The sequence below is a fragment of the Streptomyces sp. NPDC015242 genome (genome assembly GCF_043079125.1).
GTDB lineage: Bacteria > Actinomycetota > Actinomycetes > Streptomycetales > Streptomycetaceae > Streptomyces.
This window is the reverse complement of the sequence record NZ_JBIBUF010000015.1, coordinates 40,456-56,639: the sequence shown is the minus strand read 5'-3', so window position 1 is coordinate 56,639 and position 16,184 is coordinate 40,456. Positions and strand designations below refer to the sequence as shown.

Below are 16,184 nucleotides of genomic sequence, written 5' to 3'. Positions count from 1 at the left end.
GGTGGTTCCCTTCCTTTTCCTCGAGTGGTGCGGGACGGCCTGACTCCCCGGCGCTATGCCGGGGGCCAGGAGAGTGCGATCCGGCTGTGCACCTTGTCGATGACTCGGTCGGCGGTGATCTGGTCGTCGGGGGTGCTGGCCGGATAGACCCGGATGATCGGGCTGGGGCCGCCGCGATGGTTGGCCTCCCAGTCGCGCAGCACGTCAGTGACCCTGTTGGCGAGGTGCTGGGCGTTCGGGCCGAGAGCGTGCACGCCGTACTCGACGTGCTTGTTGTCCTCGGTGCGGCGGGTGACGAGGTAGGCGAAGGAGTCGCCCTCGACGGCAGCGAGGGCGAACCGCTTGTTCGACGGGGCGACCACGCCGGTGTCCAGGTCCTCGTCGACGGCCATGATGCAGAAGCCCGGCAGAGCGATGGCCATCGTCATCTGCAGGGTGTCCAGGAGCTCTTGGAGGCCGATGGTGACGCCGGTCCACATCTCATGGCGGGGCGTGGTGACCGCGTTGTCCAGCCGGTGCGGATCGGCCGGCAGACCGTCGTCGAAGCGCAGGCCGATCTCTGGGGTGCCGTTGGGGAGGAGGAGTTCTTCCCGGTGGGCGGTCGAGCCCTGCATCGGCACGAAGCCGCAGATCAGCGCCGAGTCACTCTCCAGGTATGTGCCGTGCTCCCCACTGATCTGGGTGAAGGCGACGGAGCGGGTGAGGCCCCGCATGCGCAGCGGCACCACGAGCCGGCCGTGGGGCTTGAGCTGTGAGGTCCAGGCCGGGGCGATGTCCCAGGCGCCGGCGGTCACCATGACGACGTCGACTTCACCGAGACCGGGGATGGGCTCGGCCGCGTCAGCGGTGACGACACGAATCCGGTCGTAGCCGTGCTCGACTAGGAGCCGGGATGCTCGGTCGGTGACGGCGGGGTCGATGTCCACGGTGACGACCTCGCCGTCATCGCCGACCAGCTCGGCGAGGTACGCCGCGTTCAGCCCGCCCGAGCCGATCTCCAGCACCCGCATGCCGGGCTGCACCTTGGCCTGCTCCAGCATCATGGCCTGGATCTGCGGGGCCGAGACGGAGCTGAGCTGCACGCCGTGCTCGTCCGTCCTGGTGATTACGGCGGCATACGGGTCGTACGCCTTCTCCAGCGGCGTGTCGGGGGTGAACTCGTGGCGGGGCACCTTGCGCATCGCTACCTCGATCTCCGCCGAGAGGATCGTGCCGTCCGCGAGCAGCTGCTCCACCACGTCATTGCGTAGGCGGGTTGCCTCATCGGGCTCGACGGTCGTGTTCGTCATGAAGTTCCTTTGGTCGTACATGTTGGGGGGAGTGGACCGGCACCGTGCCAGTGGGCTGGGAGGGTATCGGCGAACGCTCTGCGTTCTGGCCGGCTCACCGACAGGATGGTGTGGTGGAGCTGCCGCAGATGTCACCCGTGCTGCACATCAACACCGTCTCGGTCGCCGGCGTGCCTTCGATGAAGGTGATGTCGAGCCCGAACGGGCCGGCATCGGTCTTCACGGAGTCCGCCTGCACGGGAGCGGTCGGCCTTTCGGCCTGGATGGCGGTCATGCATGCCTCCTAGCAGCGGGTGATGCGGGGTGCCGAGGCCCGGTCGGGTCCCGGTGCCGTTACCAGACGGCGACGAGCAGCGAAGTCGCCGGAAGCGGTCACGCGCCTGGGAGTCGGTGTGTGGTGCGGTCAGGCCGCGGCGGCCTGCGCGTGCGGGTGGTTCTTCGCGGCCTGGGCCAGTACCCGGGTGAAGTGCTCGGCGCGCTCGTTTCCCTCGGCCTCCTGGGCGCGGAGGTCCCCGAAGCGGGCCCAGTACCGCCGGCAGACGTCGCTGTCCATCAGCTGAGCGGCGTACCACGGCAGATGGCCGGCAGGGACGAAGCCGAGGCGGTCGCGCAGGCTGAGCATGCAGATGAGCTGGTTGGCCTTCAGCAGCTGCATGTACTCCTCGACGTCCATGTCCTGGGGCGTCCAGAGCTTGGCGATGTCCGGATTGGTGGACATGTGCGCGAGCCAGCCGAGCTGGTTCTGTGTGAGGACTGCATCGTTGCGCTCGGCCTGGTGCCGCGCGTCCTGCCTGAGCCGGGCGGTTGCGACCACGGCGGTGGTGAGGGACACGGCGACACCGGTAGCGATGACGGCGGTAGTGAGCTTCATGCGCGAACGGTCCTTCGACTGGAGTGAGGGCGCGGACGAGTATTCGGATGGTGAGCAGGCAGCGGCTTCGTTCATGCGGCTTCCGGGAACGCGTCGGCCAGCGTGCTTTCGACATGCGGCACCGAGGTGTACCTGCGACGCACCGTGTTGAGGGCGACCGCGATGGGTGGCAGCCCGACGCTGGCTCTTTGCTCGTTCAGTGATTCCGGTGCCCGCAGTGGGCACAATTCGATGCCGTCTGCTCGCAGGAGGAGCTGGGTTCCGTACTCCTGGGCGTGCCCGCTGGTGATGAGGGCGCGGTCATGCAGGTGTGCCCAGTGCTGAATGAGCGCGTCGCCGGCGTGGACCGCGCGCTGCAGCAGGGTGGTGGCGGCGCGCTGGAAGTCGGGTTCGTCATCGCTGTGCAGGGCGATGCTCCAGGCGGCGCGGGCGGCGGCCGGCCGACGAGGCGGTGGCCGGGCCAGTTGTGTTCGGCCAGGATGCGGCGCAGCACCTTGGTGTTGGCGTGATCGGCGTGACGGCTCTGGCCGAGTTGGACGGCGTCGAGCTGGTTGCGCACTCGTTGGGCCCGGTGCGTGGCCGAAGCTTGGGCGCGGGCGATCAGCTCGCGAGCGAGGTCGGGCCGTCTGGGTTGAGCGGTCATCACGTGCTGCCCCGTTCTTCCGGAGTGGCGGCGTGTGGCTCGTGGACGCGGCAGCCGATCAGTGCGCCCAGCCCGGGCCGACGTTCGGCGGCGATCTTGAGGCGGGCGACTCGGTCCCCTTCTTGTCCTGGGCCGGATCCCTGTACCTCCCAGCCCATGTTGGTGAGCCGACGCAGGAAGGTGGCGATGGGTTCGGCGTCGAGGGTGTGGCGGGCCAGTGCCTCAGCCCGTACGAGGGGGAGGTCGAGCCGGGCGGCGAAGTCGGATGCCCACAGGGTGATCAGCCGGGTGACGTCGTCGGGCTGGTCGGGCAGGGTGTGGACCCTTCCGAGGAAGAGGTAGGGGCCCTTGCCCCATCCGAGCCCGGGGTCGCGCTTGGGGATCATGCAGGCGAGCAGCTTGCCGTCCTCGAACAGCCCGGCCGGCTGCGTCTGCGGGTCGCGGAAGAGGGCCGGGATGTCGGCCCGGGCGCGCACCGGGAGACGGCGCAGGGCGAGCCAGCGCTGCCGGTCCTGCACGAGGGCGGCTGCCTCTCCACGTTCGGTGTCCGTGTGTAACGTGCGCATCTCGTATGCGGAGGCCAGGGGCGTCGGGGCGGCCGACGCCGCAGTCTGTCGCTCCCCGGCTACGGGAGTTGGGGGCCTGCTCACCGGCTGGCTCCGCTCCGTGTCGGCTGGGCCTGCTCGGCCGTCAGCAGGTTCCAGCCATGGGCCAGAATCACCAACTGGGTGGTGTCCTGTGCGCCCGTGTCGGCGAGGAGCTGGGCGAGCGCGGCGCGCAGGTCGGCCCGGGCGAGTTTGGCGGCGAGGGCGATGTCGCGGGCGTCGCTGTGCTCGGCGACGGCTCGAAGGAGCAGCAGTTGGTCCGAGCTGAACTCCGGTGCCGGCCTGTCCGTTGTGGGCGGGGCGACCTGCTGTTCGGTGATCAGGCGGTGGACGATCACCGGGCGCTTGCAGCGGGGCGGGCAGTGGAGGCTTTCCCGGATGTCGCGCACGTACTGGCGGACGGTCACGGCCGACAGTCCGGTGCGTGTGGCGACCTCCGGGAGTGTGAGGCCGTTGGCGAGGTGCTGGGCGAGGCGCTGCAGGGTCGGCGTTAAGGGAGTGATCGGTGCGCTGATCGTCATGGACGGGGTCACGGTGTCTCTTTCTCAGCTGAGTGGATGGTCGCGGGGAGGGTGCCGCCGGTCCCCGCGGGGTGAGGGGGCCGGCGGCACGGGGCCCGTGCGCGGCGGTCTGTGGATCCGCGGGCGCCGCGCACGGGGGCTTATGCGGCCGTGGGGTCGGGGCGTGCCTGGGTGTCTTCGGCGGCGAGGCGTTCGGACCACTGGATGTGGTCCTCGCCGTAGGCGGCGTCGGCCAGGCGGATGCGCTGGACTTCGCCGGTTCCGGCCGGTGGGTAGGTGTGCTGGATGTCGCGCCACAGGCGTTGGGGCCGTATCACCGAGCTGAGCTCTCCTGGCGGCACTTGACTCCTCCCGCTGGGGCGGCGGTTCCTGATGTGGCACTTGGCTGATTGCCAGCAGCGTGAACCGGTGCGGTGCGGTGCCTCCTCAGGCGCGGGGAGCGGGCCCCGGCTTGCTCTAGAACACAGCTGTGGAGGATCCCGAAGGTGAGGGATTGGTGCGAGGGACCCACGTTCAGTGGCGGTCGGTCCTATGGGTCGAGGGCGAGAGCCATGCCGATCACCAGGCCGCACGATCCGCTGATCATGATGATGAACAGAACTCCCGCGTACCGTCCGACGACGCGCTTCACAGCCCATACCGACTGTTGCTGTTCCTGACGGCCAGGCGGGCGCTCAGTTCCTCTCGCGTGCTGGGTGCTTTCACGGTCTCCGGGACGGCCTCCCACTCCTTCCCACCACCGATCGGCCTGAGGTGCACCCGTCCACCGAGCTCACCCATGACGACGCCGATACGTCCCCTAACGGTGTCCTTCGCAAGTTCACCGATGCCTGGTCTGGTCTGCTGGTTGCTCGCCATGCAGGGAGCATCGCGAAACCCGGACCATCGCCAAAAGGTCCGCCTGGTTACCCAACTTGGGTAACATCGCGGCTGGTACAGCACCAGCGACGTTGCGTTACTACCGCAGCGGGGGAGTCAACCGATGCCCGACGCCGACCGGCCCCAAGAATTGCCTGCCAGGTTGCTCACCGATCCGCAGATGATCGATGCCTGCCGGGCCCGAGACTTTGCCAGGGTGTTCCGGCTAGTGAAGACCAGGGCGGGCATCTACCCGTCGATGATCGCCAGGCGCTGCGATCTGACGCCAAGCCGTGTCGGTGAAGTGATCACAGGCAGTCGCAGGTTGCAGCACATGGACGTCATCGAGCGCATCGCGGACGGGCTGCGCATCCCGGGGCACATGTTGGGACTGGCCCGCCGATCATGGGAGACGCCGCCAACGCTCGCCATTGCCGAGCAAGAGCTCCCCCCAGCAGCGCTGCCCGAGCAAGAAACCCCCGCATCGTTGCCGAGCCCCGGCGTCGACAGCATTCTGGCCATGGCCGCCAACACGCCATTGAGCAGAGCGACCCTTGAAGCCTTCCAATCCTCCATTGAGGACTACTGGCGACGAGACGACCAGCATGGAGGGGAAGCGCTGAGGCCGGCCATTGTGGGACAGCTCCGTTTCGTGGTGGCGTTACTGAAGGAGCACCGACCGTCCTCATTGCAGAACGGTCTCTACCGGATCGCTGCTGAACTGGCACGGCTCACCGGCTGGACCTACTTCGATGCCCGCCAATACAGCCAGGCTCGCGTCTACTTCACCGAGGCGCTGCAACTGGCCAAGGAGATCGACGACCGCCAGTTCATGGCCAACGTCCTTGCGTGCATGAGCCTGCAAGCTACCTACCAGGACAAACCCGCAGACTCACTGGCACTCGTCACCGCCGCACAGGATCAGGCGCGCTCAACCCCCAGCACCACCCCGCGAGTGCTGTCCATGCTGTCCATGCGCGAAGCATTCGCCCACGCCACTCTCGGGAGCCGGGGCGCCACCTACCGCGCGATCAGCGAGGCTCACGACCATTTCGAGCAGACCCAGACCAGCGACCCGGACCCGTCGTGGGTGACATACTTTGATGAGCCAAAACTTATCGCAGACACGGGAATCGCCCACGGCCGGCTGGGAGAAGCTGCAACTGCGGAGCCGTTAATCATGGAGGCTCTCCGGCGGGAGGCCCGTACCAATATGCGAGGCCGTGCCTTCCACTCATTCTGGCTGGCACGGATGCAGCTAGACCAAGGCAAAATTGACCAGGCATGCCATACCGCCACACAGGCTCTAGAGCCTGCCTCGGCCGTGGCTTCGGAACGGGTAACCGGACACCTGCGCGAATTCTACGGTCAGTTGGCCCCACATAGGAATGAGCCCGAAGCCCTCGCCTTCGAGGCCAGACTGAGGGAACTCCTCGCACCTGTCAGCGGTTCGCTTCGTCCATGAGCAGATACAGCAGACCCACAAGCGAGCCACTGCTCACGACCTCCCGGCGGTCGATCATGCCGCGCACCTCTGTCAGGGGAATCCACTCGATGCGGTCGGACTCGTTCTTTTCCGTGGGCGGTCCGGTAAGAACCGCACCGTCGATTCGAAAGACATGATGCTGAGAATCGGTGATGCCATTGGCCGGCTCCGCGTAGATCAGGGGCTTGATGGGGCCGGGGCGCCAACCAGTCTCCTCCAGTACTTCGCGGGCCACCGCCTCCTCCGGAGTTTCACCTTCCTCAACCAACCCCATGGGCAGCTCCCAAGCCCAGGAGTCCGTGATGAAGCGATGGCGCCACATCATCAGAACCTCTTGACGATCGTTGACCACCGCGGCCACGGCCAAGTGCCGAAGACGGACGACGTGGTACTCCCACCTGCGCCCATCCGGCTGCTGGACGTCCACAAGACACAGGTTCACCCAAGGATTGGTGTAAATCTGGCGCTCACCGTGGGTCTTCCACTCCATACCTGCGGCCCCTCTCGCTCGGTCTCTAGGATCTCAGACCGGCACCGAGGGCACGCCAGTTCGGCGCATTTTTGCGTCATCCTGACGAGATGTCTGCAGGGGGGACAACTCGCGCTCGATCGCGGCAGCGATCGTAACCGGAACGGGATGCTGGAGGGAAGGGCGAGGGCCAGGCAGGCGACGCACCCGCTTTCACGCATGTGATGGCGCAACTGCGGGTTGCGCGCTGACGCGGGCGGCCCCGTACCAAGACGGGCATGGTCTTGGCGGAGTCGCCAGACAGATCGATGTCCCCGCGTCTGCGGAGAAAAGACTCGTCCGTGGACGTCAGCCGGACACGGCCAGGTGGAAGCCCCTTCGTCGGCAGGTAGGACGGCTCGCATCTGCAGACATACATCCAGCCCAGCGGACCACTTCCGCGTCGGTGGGGAGGACCACCCAGGCCTCCCCGCCCCGACCCGTCACGAAGGAACACCCCCGCGTCGGCGGGGAGGACGTCGCGGAGATCCGCGTCCAGGGCCTCGCTGTCGGAGCACCCCCGCGTCGGCGGGGAGGAGGCCGCGAGCGCAGCGCCCGCAAGCCAGGTGCCCGGAACACCCCCGCGTCGGCGGGGAGGAAGAGCGCACCAACGACCGCGCGGCAGCGAGGTCGGCGGACCACCCCCGCATCGGCGAGGAGGACAGCTCTCAGGTGCTGATCGCGTCCGCCGCGACCGGAACACCTGGCGTCGGTGGGGAGGACCGCATCGAGCTGGCGCCGGACGGCAACCTGTACGGAGCACCCTCGTCGGCGGGGAGACCGCGAGGCGCAGGACGACATCGAGCTTGAGAGTCGGAGCGCCCCCGCCTTGGCGGGGATTACATGTGCTGCGGACCCATCTCGGCGTCGGCGGACGGAACACCCCCGCGTCGGCGGGGAAGACGAACATGCCGGGCTCGCGCCTCGACATGACGACGGAACACCCTCACGTCGGCGGGGAGGACAGGGACGTGCCTCCTCGGAAGGTCGCCGAGGCCCGAACACCCCCGCGTCGGCGGGGAGGACAGGGCACTGCTCTGCGCCGCGGAGGTCTCGGCCGGAGCACCCCCGCGTCGGCGGGGAGGACGGCGGATCGGCGTCCAGGACGCGGGACCACTCCGGAACACGCCCGCGTCGGCGCGGAGGACGCCGCCGGTGACAATCCACGGCGGGGTGCAGGGCGGAACACCCCCACGTCGGCGGGGAGGACTGATGCGGATGCATGTGCGGGGCCCGCCTCCGGAACACCCCCGCGTCGGCGGGGAGGACCTGAGCAGGACGCCGCTCAGCGTCTCCGCGAGGGGAACACCCCCGCGTCAGCGGGGAGGTCGCCACCGGGCTGTACGCCGTGGTGCTGGCGTTCGGGACACCCCTGCGTCGGCGAGGAGGACACGAACTGCATCGACCACGCGCCCTCGAACGACGGAACACCCCCACGTCGGCGGGGAGGACAAGTACGACAGGAACTCGGCAGCCTGGATGGACGGACCCCCGCCGCGTCGGCGGGGAGGACGCCCCCAGCTCCAGCAGCTCCCGGTCCGCGTTCGGAACACCTCCGCGTCGGCGGAGAGGACGGCGCGGTGCTGACCGGCGACGAGGCCGCCCCCGGAACACCCCCGCGGTCGGCGGGGAGGACACGGGCTCGCCCGTCGCAGCACCGGCGGCCGGCGGAGCACCCCCGCGTCGGCGGGGAGGACTCAAAGCCCCGCCGGATCCCCGGCGGGGCTTCCGGAACACCCCCGCGTCGGCGGGGAGAACGCGGACTGGGCCCGGTCGGACACCCCGGCGGGCGGAACACCCCCGCGCGGGGAGGACAAGTTCGTACTCTGGCACCACTATTCCGGCTCCGCAAACACCCCCGCGTTGGCGGGGAGGACAAGCGCCACCGCACCCCTATCATCGGCGCCGGCGGATCACCCTCGCGTCGGCGGGGAGGACCCGCGCGCGGTGGTTCCCTGCGGCGGCCGGGGCGGAACACCCCCTCGCGTCGGCGGGGGAGGACTGGTGCGTGAGGCCCGCGCCGGGGACGAACTGCAGAACACCCCTGGGTCGGCGGGGAGGACGCGTCGCCACCGAGGATCACCAGAGACTCGGACGGAGCACCCCCGCGTCGGCGGGGGAGGACGGCTCCACGATCAACGACGCGCCGAAGCAGACCGGAACACCCCCGCGTCGGCGGGGAGGACGTGGCGGCGGACGCCCTCATGCTGCGCATGATCGGAACACCCCTGCGTCGGCGGGGAGGACTCGGCGGAGAGCGGGCCCGGGCCCGGACCCGGGTGAGCGGAACACCCCCGCGTCGGCGGGGAGGACGGCTCGCCCCAGTCACCCACCCACTCCTTCACCGGAACACCCCCGCGTCGGCGGGGGAAACGACGAAGCCGCCGGGATCCGCTGCCGTGTCCGCGGAACAACCCCGCGTCGGCGGGGAGGAGCCGGGAAGGAAGCGCGCCGGGAGCGGCGGGACCGGAACACCCCCGCGTCGGCGGGGGAGACACGGCGACCGGCGGGCTCGAGCTGCTTGTGCACGGAGCACCCCTGCATCGGCAGGGAGAAGGTGGTCTCCACGACGTTGAGACGCCAGACCCTCGGAGCACCCCCGCGGCGGCGGGGAGGACGAGGAGCTGTGGCCCGAGGCCCGGTCGGTCGGCGGAGCACCCCCGCGTCGGCAGGGAGGACGGCTCGGGCGGCGCCTACTACTACCTGGTCAACGGAGCACCCCCACGTCGGCGGGGAGGACAGGGCGTTGATGGTGACGGCCCCGTTGGCGATCGGAACACCCCCGCGTCGGCGGGGAGGACACCGCGTCCGCCTCCACGATCCGATCCGCACGCGGAACACCCCTGCGTCGGCGGGGAGGACCGCAGCACTGGCACCACCGGGCTCCTGAGGAACGGAACACCCCCGCGTCGGCGGGGAGGACCCGGGGTTGTCCGGGTTGGTCGTCGTGTAGATCGGAACACCCCCGCGTCGGCGGGGAGGACGAGCCGCGCGTCCCGCACGGTGGCGTTGGGGCCGGAGCACCCCCGCGTCGGAGGGGGGACGAGTGGGGCGTGGCCAAGCCCGAGGCCGAGTTCGGAGCCCCCCGTGTCGGCGGGGAGGACTCGACCGGGAGGTAGAGGCCGAGCGAGGCCCGCGGAACACCCCCGCGTCGGCGGGGAGGACGTACTGCGGTCCACCGGTCACGAGGGAGACGGCGGAACACCCCCGCGTCGGCGGGGAGGACGGGGATGGCAGCCCCGAATGACAGGCCCGAACCGGAACACCCCCGCGTCGGCGGGGAGGACGCCGGCGACAGCTTCTCCAGGGCCTCGGCGAACGGAGCACCCCCGCGGCGGCGGGGAGGACGGCGGTGCACTCGGGGGACGCGCACCGGGGCGCGGAACACCCCCGCGTCGGCGGGGAGGACTTGAACTCCCGCACCCCAGGCTGCGGCTCCGGCGGAACACCCCCGCGTCGGCGGGAAGGACAGCGCGGTGCTGACCGGCGACGAGGCCGCCCCCGGAACGCCCCCACGCTGGCGGGGAGGACTCGGTACGGGGAAGGGAAGCCATGCGAGAAGTCGGAACACCCTCGCGTCGGCGGGGAGGACGTGGGCGGCACTGAAGGGACCCGGGTCGACGACGGAGCACCCCCGCATCGGCGGGGCGGACCCCGGCTGGGTGCGATCGCGGACCGCCTCATGTGGAGCACCCCCGCATCGGCGGGGAGGACATTCCCGGAGGTGGCTGGCTTAGCCGCAGGCATCGAAACACCCCCACATCAGCGGGGAGGACCTCAACGTGCACCAGCTCGACCAGGTGATGCGCGGACACCCCCGCATCGGCGGGGAGGACGACGGCGCGACCCTGCAGTGCACCTGCCGGGACGGATCACCCCCGCGTCGGCGGGGAGGAGGCCGCGAGCGCAGCGCCCGCAAGCCAGGTGCCCGGAACACCCCCGCGTTGGCGGGGAGGACCCTGATAGGTCGACGAGCCAGCGCCCGGGAACCGAAGCACCCCCGCGTTGGCGGGGAGGACGTGTCGAGGTGCGCCGCGACGTGCAGCATGAGCGGAGCAACCCGCGTCGGCGGGGAGGACGTCTCGGACACGCAGCGCAGCATGCCGGACACCGGAACACCCCCACGTCGGCGGGGAGGACCCACCGGTCACGAGCCACGGCGGGGTGTACGGCGGAACACCCCCGCGTCGGCGGGGAGGACATGACGCCGGGGCACTCGGCGGTGCCGGGGGACGGAACACCCCCGCGTCGGCGGGGAGGACAGCACGGGCGTCATCATCGACGTCCGGGCACGCGGAACACCCCCGCGTCGGCGGGGAGGACCGTGCGGCCATCGCTTTGTCGAGCGCGAGCTCCGGAACACCCCCGCGTCGGCGGGGAGGACGGGCTCGACGCCTTCGACAACTGGGCCGCCACCGGAACACCCCCGCGTCGGCGAGGAGGACGCCGGCACGGTCGTCCCGTATGCCGACGGCTCCGGAACACCCCAGCGTCGGCGGGGAGGACCGGCTGGTAGGCCTCGCGGATCAGGCGGGCGGCGGAGCACCCCCGCGAGGACCGCAGCTGTGCGGCAGGCATGGACTCGAACTTCGGAGCACCCCCACGTCGGCGGGGAGGACCGCGCCTGGTCAAGGAGGGCGAGAGTACACGCCGAACCCCCCGTCGGCGGGGAAGACCCCCGGCTGCACCCGCACCAGTTCCGGCACACCGGAACACCCCCGCATAGGCGGAGAGGACGCCGAGAACCGGCGGATCCGCCGCTCCGCCTTCAGAGTCTCCGCGTCGGCGGGAAGGACAGCGCGGTGCTGACCGGCGACGAGGCCGCCCCCGGAACGCCCCATGCTGGCGGGGAGGACGTGTCGATCTCCTCGGACCGTGCCGCCCGGATCGGAACCCCCCCCCGCGTCAGCGGGGAGGACGGTCCGGACTCCATCCTCGGCCTCGTCGACTACGGAACACCCCCGCGTCGGCGGGGAGGACTCCTTGATCTTCTTCTCGACGTTGGCTAGCGACGGAATACCCCCGCGTCGGCGGGGAGGACCTGACGGAGTTCGGCGCCCGCGTCGAGGCTCGTGGAGCACCCCCGCGTCGGCGGGGAGGACCGAGCCCCGAGCATCGCGCGGATCTCCTCGTGCGGAACACCCCCGCGTCGGCGGGGAGGACCTGTACGACTCGGGCAAGAACGCGTCCAAGGGCGGAACACCCCCGCGTCAGCGGGGAGGACCACTTCGGGCAGATGGCGCTCAAGACCGGCGCCGGAACACCCCCGCGTCGGCGGGGAGAACACGGTGCGGTTGAGCAGCACCCACGTCTCGGGCGGAACACCCCCGCGTCGGCGGGGAGAACGGTCCGAATGGCGCCCCGCCACGTGCCGACTACGGAACACCCCCGCGTCGGCGGGGAGAACGAGGACTACGCCGCGCTGCGGATGCTGGGCCGCGGAACACCCCCGGCGTCGGCGGGGAGAACAACTCCGATGCGCGCTGCCGCCGCGCTGGCTGCGGAAAACCCCCGCGTCGGCGGGGAGAACCTCAGCGACGAGGCCGCCGATCGACGCGCACGCGGAACACCCCCGCGTCGGCGGGGAGAACGGCACAGCCTCGCGCAGCTCCCTGGTGGGGTGCGGAACACCCCCGCGTCGGTGGGGAGAACGGTGGAGCGGACGTCACCGTGGTCGGGTCCGACGGAACACCCCCGCGTCGGCGGGGAGAACGCCACCTCAGCCCAGTGGTGACTCGTCCGGGACGGAACACCCCCGCGTCGGCGGGGAGAACCGGCACTCCGGCCGGTGCGTGCCCTTGCAGACCGGAACACCCCCGCGTCGGCGGGGAGAACCTCTGCGTCGGACTCGCACTGGTGGCGGGGGCCGGAACACCCCCGCGTCGGCGGGGAGAACGAGTCCGGCTCCGCCACCGCCGGCACCGTCCGCGGAACACCCCCGCGTCGGCGGGGAGGACCAGTCGAGCAGGCGGACAGGGGGATGTGCGAGCGGAACACCCCCGCGTCGGCGGGGAGGACGTCACCATGCCGACCAGCTCTAGGAGCTGACCTGGAACACCCCCGCGTGGGCGGGGAGGACGGCCGCGATCCCGAAGTGCGCCGCCATGCGGGCGGAACACCCCCGCGTCGGCGGGGAGAACGAAGACGGGAGGTGGCGGCGGTGGCGAGTGAGCGGAACACTCCCGCGTCGGCGGGGAGAACGCGACCACCCGGGCGGACGCCCAGTGGATCGGCGGAACACCCCCGCGTCGGGGAGAACGGCATGACGCCTCCTAGGTCAAGGGACGGATCCGGAACACTCCCGCGTCGGCGGGGAGGACGCGATCCACTCCTCCTCGCGCTCCCGCTCGTCCGGAACACCCCCGCGTCGGCGGGGAGGACCTCTCCGAGGTGCGCAAGCGGTACCTGGACGGCGGAACACCCCCGCGTCGGCGGGAGGACGCATCAAGAGAGCGTCATCGATCTGCGATCTACGGAACACCCCCGCGTCGGCGGGGAGGACGAGGCGCTGCTCTGTCGTGGGTGGCGCCCGGACGGAACACCCCCGCGTCGGCGGGGAGGACCGCTGGAGACCGTTACCGGCGCAGACCTCCCCCGGAACACCCCCGCGTCGGCGGGGAGGACCGAGATGCACGCCACCTTGCGCAGCATGTTCGCGGAACACCCCTGCGTCGGCGGGGAGGACTTCCCGGCAGGAGGTCGAGGACTGGCTGGTGGCGGAACACCCCCGCGTCGGCGGGGAGGACTCGAAGCGGAAGACCGTGAGGCCGGCCGCCGTCGGAACATCCCCGCGTCCGCGGGGAGGACATGCTCGTCATCAAGGCCCTGGCCATCGCCTGTGGAACGCCTCCGCGTCGGCGGGGAGGACAGCGACAGGAAGTCGTCCATCGCCTTGCGGTACGGAACACCCCCGCGTCGGCGGGGAAGACGTGCCCGAGGCGCATTGGATCTGCGCGGACGTCGAAACACCCCCGCGTCGGCAAGGGAGACAGCCCCACCATCATGACCGACTCCCACCGAAACACCCCGCGTCGGCGGGGAATACGAGAATGCGCCCTCCATCGCCGGAACACCCCCGCGTTGGCGGGGAGGACGCGCTTCTCCCGGGCCTGGGGTCCGTCGATGACGGAACACCTCCGCGTCGGCGGGGAGATTGACGCCCCTACGCGCCCGGTGCAGGATGCCCGCGGAGCACCCCCGCGTCGGCGGGGAGGACGCTCGACGTCCGCATGGTGGCGCCCGTGATGACGGAACACCCCGCGTCGGCGGGTAGGACCCCACGCACCGAGTCGATGACCGGGGCCGGCTGACCCCCACGTCGGCGGAGAGGATGGGCACATCACCACCATCGGCGACCCAACGATCGGAACACGCCCGCGTCGGCGGGGAGGACCTCATCCGCACCGGCACCCCGCGCGCCGTCTACGAACACCCCCGGCGCCGGCGGGGAGGTCACCGTCCGCGACGCCCGCTCCTGGACCGGCTACGGAACGTCCCGCATCGGCGTAGGACTCGAGGCCCGCCTTCAGCGCGGGGCCGGCGTTCGGAATACCCCCGCGTCGGCGGGGAGGACGACCTGCACGCCGTCCGGTACGGCCTGGACGGCGGAACACCCCCGCGTCCGGCGAGGAGGACCCGTTCAACGGCTACGACGTCGAGATCAACTTCGGAGCACCCCCGCTTCAGCGAGGAGGACCGATACGTCGCCAGCCGCTCAGGTACCGGCCGCGGAGCACCCCCGCATCGGCGGGGAAGACTCGGGATGGTGGGACCGGGGCGGCCGGAGACGAACACCTCCGCGTCGGCGAGGAGGACGACCGGCGATGCCGCGGCGGGTCGGGACGTGACGGAACACCCCCGCGTCGGCGGGGAGGACCAGCGCGGCCCGGTCCTGGCGTGCTGCGGCCACGGAACACCCCCGCGTCGGCGGGGAGGACAGCACCGTCCGGGCGGTCCGCTCCGTCTCTTCCGGAACACCCCCGCGTCGGCGGGGTGGACCGTTATTACACGGCGGCCGGCGTGAACCCCAGCGGTACACCCCCGCGTCGGCGGGGAGGACCCACGGGTAAGAGTGCACGTCCCCGTGACGGGGCGGAGCACCCCCGCGTCGGCGGGGAGGACGCGAGGACCTCTGGGTCGTGCAGGCGCATGTCCGGAGCACCCCCGCGTCGGCGGGGAGGACGGGCGGCGCACGGCCACCTTCTTGCCGGTGACCGGAGCACCCTCGCGTCGGCGGGGAGGACCACCTGCCCCTCCTGCACCGCCGCGCCACCGCCGGAGCACCCCCGCGTCGGCGGGGAGGACGGCGTCGCCCGCCCCGTGTGGGCCGTCCTGCGCGGAGCACCCCGCGTCGGCGGGGAGGACGCCACCTGGGACGACGACGAATACGAGGCCTACGGAACACCCCCGCGTTGGCGGGGAGGACGCCGCCTTCTCCTGCTCTCCCGTCTTCGGCCACGGAACACCCCCGCGTCGGCGGGGAGGACCAAGGCACCGGTGGAAACGACGGAAGCTACAACGGAGCACCCCCGCGTCGGCGGGGAGGACCGCGACCGGCTCCATCTCGGGGGAGCGCATCGCGGAACACCCCCGCGTCGGCCGGGAAGACTTCACTCCCTCCGAAGCCGGCCGGCTGCAGGGCGGAACACCCCGCGCCGGCGGGGAGGACCTCGGCGCGCCTATCAGGACCCTCGGCAACCTCGGAACACCCTAGCGTCGGCGGGGAGGACACGAGCATGACGCCCGCCTCCACCTCGGTGCGCGGAACACCCTCGCGTCGGCGGGGAGGACGGCGTCGCTCCGTTTCCGCAGATACCGGTCCGCGGAACACCCCCGCGTCGGCGGAGAGGACGTCTGGGCTGCGGCCTGGGCGGCGACGGGAGCTGAAACACCCCTGCGTCGGCGGGGACGACCAGGCGGCGGCGAGCCCTGGTGGAGCACCTGGCGGAGCATCCCCGCGTCGGCGGGGAGGACGACGGCGTCTACGTCATCCACTGGCTCGATGACAGAGCACCCCCGCGTCAGTGGGAAGGGCGTGACGAACCACTTCCATAGCTCTTCCGGAACGCTCCTGCGGCGGCGAGCAGGAAGCAGGCGGCGCGCTTTACATGTTGTGGTGTCAAGGTGCGTGCGATGCGGGCTCGCTGGTTGTGACTTTATCGGTGGGCTGCGAAGTCTTGGGCTGTGGCCGGAGGACCGGTTGTTGTCGAGGATGAGAATGTCGGCAGGCGCGCCGGGATGGGCTGCACAAGATTGAGCGGTTGGCGTGGCGGCCGTGGCGGCTGCCACGAGAGGCGGGGTTTCGGGCGTTGTTTCCTCGGGGGAGCGGCCGCATCCGGTGCAAGGGGCGGTTGAAGTGGTGGTCGGCCGGATGCGGGCGCCGGGGTTGATGCTTGCAGGCTTG

General features: G+C 70.9%; 10 protein-coding genes, 1 pseudogene and 3 CRISPR repeat arrays. Of the genes and pseudogenes, 2 read left to right on the top strand and 9 right to left on the bottom strand.

The window, feature by feature from the left end:
- Nucleotides 1-53: 53 nt before the first annotated feature.
- The 4 genes from fxlM to ACF07N_RS35535 all read right to left on the bottom strand — a co-directional run bounded on the left by fxlM (nucleotide 54) and on the right by ACF07N_RS35535 (nucleotide 2,567).
- A complete protein-coding gene (gene fxlM, locus ACF07N_RS35550; protein WP_392120932.1) occupies nucleotides 54-1,289 on the bottom strand; it encodes a methyltransferase, FxLD system in 1,236 nt (411 codons plus the stop codon).
- Between the two features lie 94 nt (nucleotides 1,290-1,383).
- Nucleotides 1,384-1,563, bottom strand: a complete 180-nt coding sequence (fxlA, locus tag ACF07N_RS35545; protein ID WP_392120930.1) for an FxLD family lanthipeptide — start codon at nucleotides 1,561-1,563, stop codon at nucleotides 1,384-1,386.
- 129 nt (nucleotides 1,564-1,692) lie between these two features.
- Nucleotides 1,693-2,160 (bottom strand): DUF6082 family protein, encoded by a 468-nt coding sequence (locus tag ACF07N_RS35540; RefSeq protein WP_392120929.1) that lies wholly within the window; start codon nucleotides 2,158-2,160, stop codon nucleotides 1,693-1,695.
- Nucleotides 2,161-2,231: 71 nt separating this feature from the next.
- Entirely contained in the window at nucleotides 2,232-2,567 is a 336-nt protein-coding gene (locus tag ACF07N_RS35535; RefSeq protein ID WP_392120956.1) for a DUF6624 domain-containing protein, read from the bottom strand.
- On the opposite strand from ACF07N_RS35535, the gene ACF07N_RS35530 reads away from it, so the two are divergent.
- On the top strand, nucleotides 2,478-2,669 hold the full coding sequence (locus ACF07N_RS35530) for a hypothetical protein (RefSeq protein WP_392120927.1): 192 nt from the start codon (nucleotides 2,478-2,480) through the stop codon (nucleotides 2,667-2,669). The genes ACF07N_RS35535 and ACF07N_RS35530 overlap by 90 nt on opposite strands.
- A gap of 133 nt (nucleotides 2,670-2,802) precedes the next feature.
- On the opposite strand, the gene ACF07N_RS35525 is transcribed toward ACF07N_RS35530, so the two are convergent.
- The 4 genes and pseudogenes from ACF07N_RS35525 to ACF07N_RS35510 form a co-directional block, all read right to left on the bottom strand.
- On the bottom strand, nucleotides 2,803-3,369 hold the full coding sequence (locus tag ACF07N_RS35525) for a hypothetical protein (RefSeq protein WP_392120925.1): 567 nt from the start codon (nucleotides 3,367-3,369) through the stop codon (nucleotides 2,803-2,805).
- Between the two features lie 80 nt (nucleotides 3,370-3,449).
- A complete protein-coding gene (locus tag ACF07N_RS35520) occupies nucleotides 3,450-3,929 on the bottom strand; it encodes a DNA-binding protein (protein ID WP_392120923.1) in 480 nt (159 codons plus the stop codon).
- Between the two features lie 140 nt (nucleotides 3,930-4,069).
- Nucleotides 4,070-4,234: pseudogene (locus ACF07N_RS35515) on the bottom strand (acyl-CoA dehydrogenase); the annotation flags it as partial.
- 322 nt (nucleotides 4,235-4,556) lie between these two features.
- The gene (locus ACF07N_RS35510) at nucleotides 4,557-4,787 is read right to left on the bottom strand and encodes a hypothetical protein (RefSeq protein WP_392120921.1); all 231 of its coding nucleotides are present in this window, start codon (nucleotides 4,785-4,787) and stop codon (nucleotides 4,557-4,559) included.
- 124 nt (nucleotides 4,788-4,911) lie between these two features.
- Between ACF07N_RS35510 and ACF07N_RS35505 the strand changes: the two genes are divergently transcribed.
- Entirely contained in the window at nucleotides 4,912-6,252 is a 1,341-nt protein-coding gene (locus tag ACF07N_RS35505) for a helix-turn-helix domain-containing protein (RefSeq protein WP_392120919.1), read from the top strand.
- Here ACF07N_RS35505 and ACF07N_RS35500 read toward each other — a convergent pair.
- Entirely contained in the window at nucleotides 6,230-6,763 is a 534-nt protein-coding gene (locus ACF07N_RS35500; RefSeq protein WP_392120917.1) for an NUDIX hydrolase, read from the bottom strand. The two genes, ACF07N_RS35505 and ACF07N_RS35500, sit on opposite strands and share 23 nt — an antisense overlap.
- Nucleotides 6,764-7,174: 411 nt before the next feature.
- A CRISPR array of direct repeats spans nucleotides 7,175-7,443; the repeat unit is 23 nt; unit sequence CACCCCCGCGTCGGCGGGGAGGA.
- A 1,187-nt stretch (nucleotides 7,444-8,630) separates the two neighbouring features.
- A CRISPR array of direct repeats spans nucleotides 8,631-11,285; the repeat unit is 31 nt; unit sequence GCGGAACACCCCCGCGTCGGCGGGGAGGACG.
- A gap of 3,041 nt (nucleotides 11,286-14,326) precedes the next feature.
- Nucleotides 14,327-15,815: direct repeats of the CRISPR family, unit length 24 nt; unit sequence CACCCCCGCGTCGGCGGGGAGGAC.
- Nucleotides 15,816-16,184 lie beyond the last annotated feature (369 nt).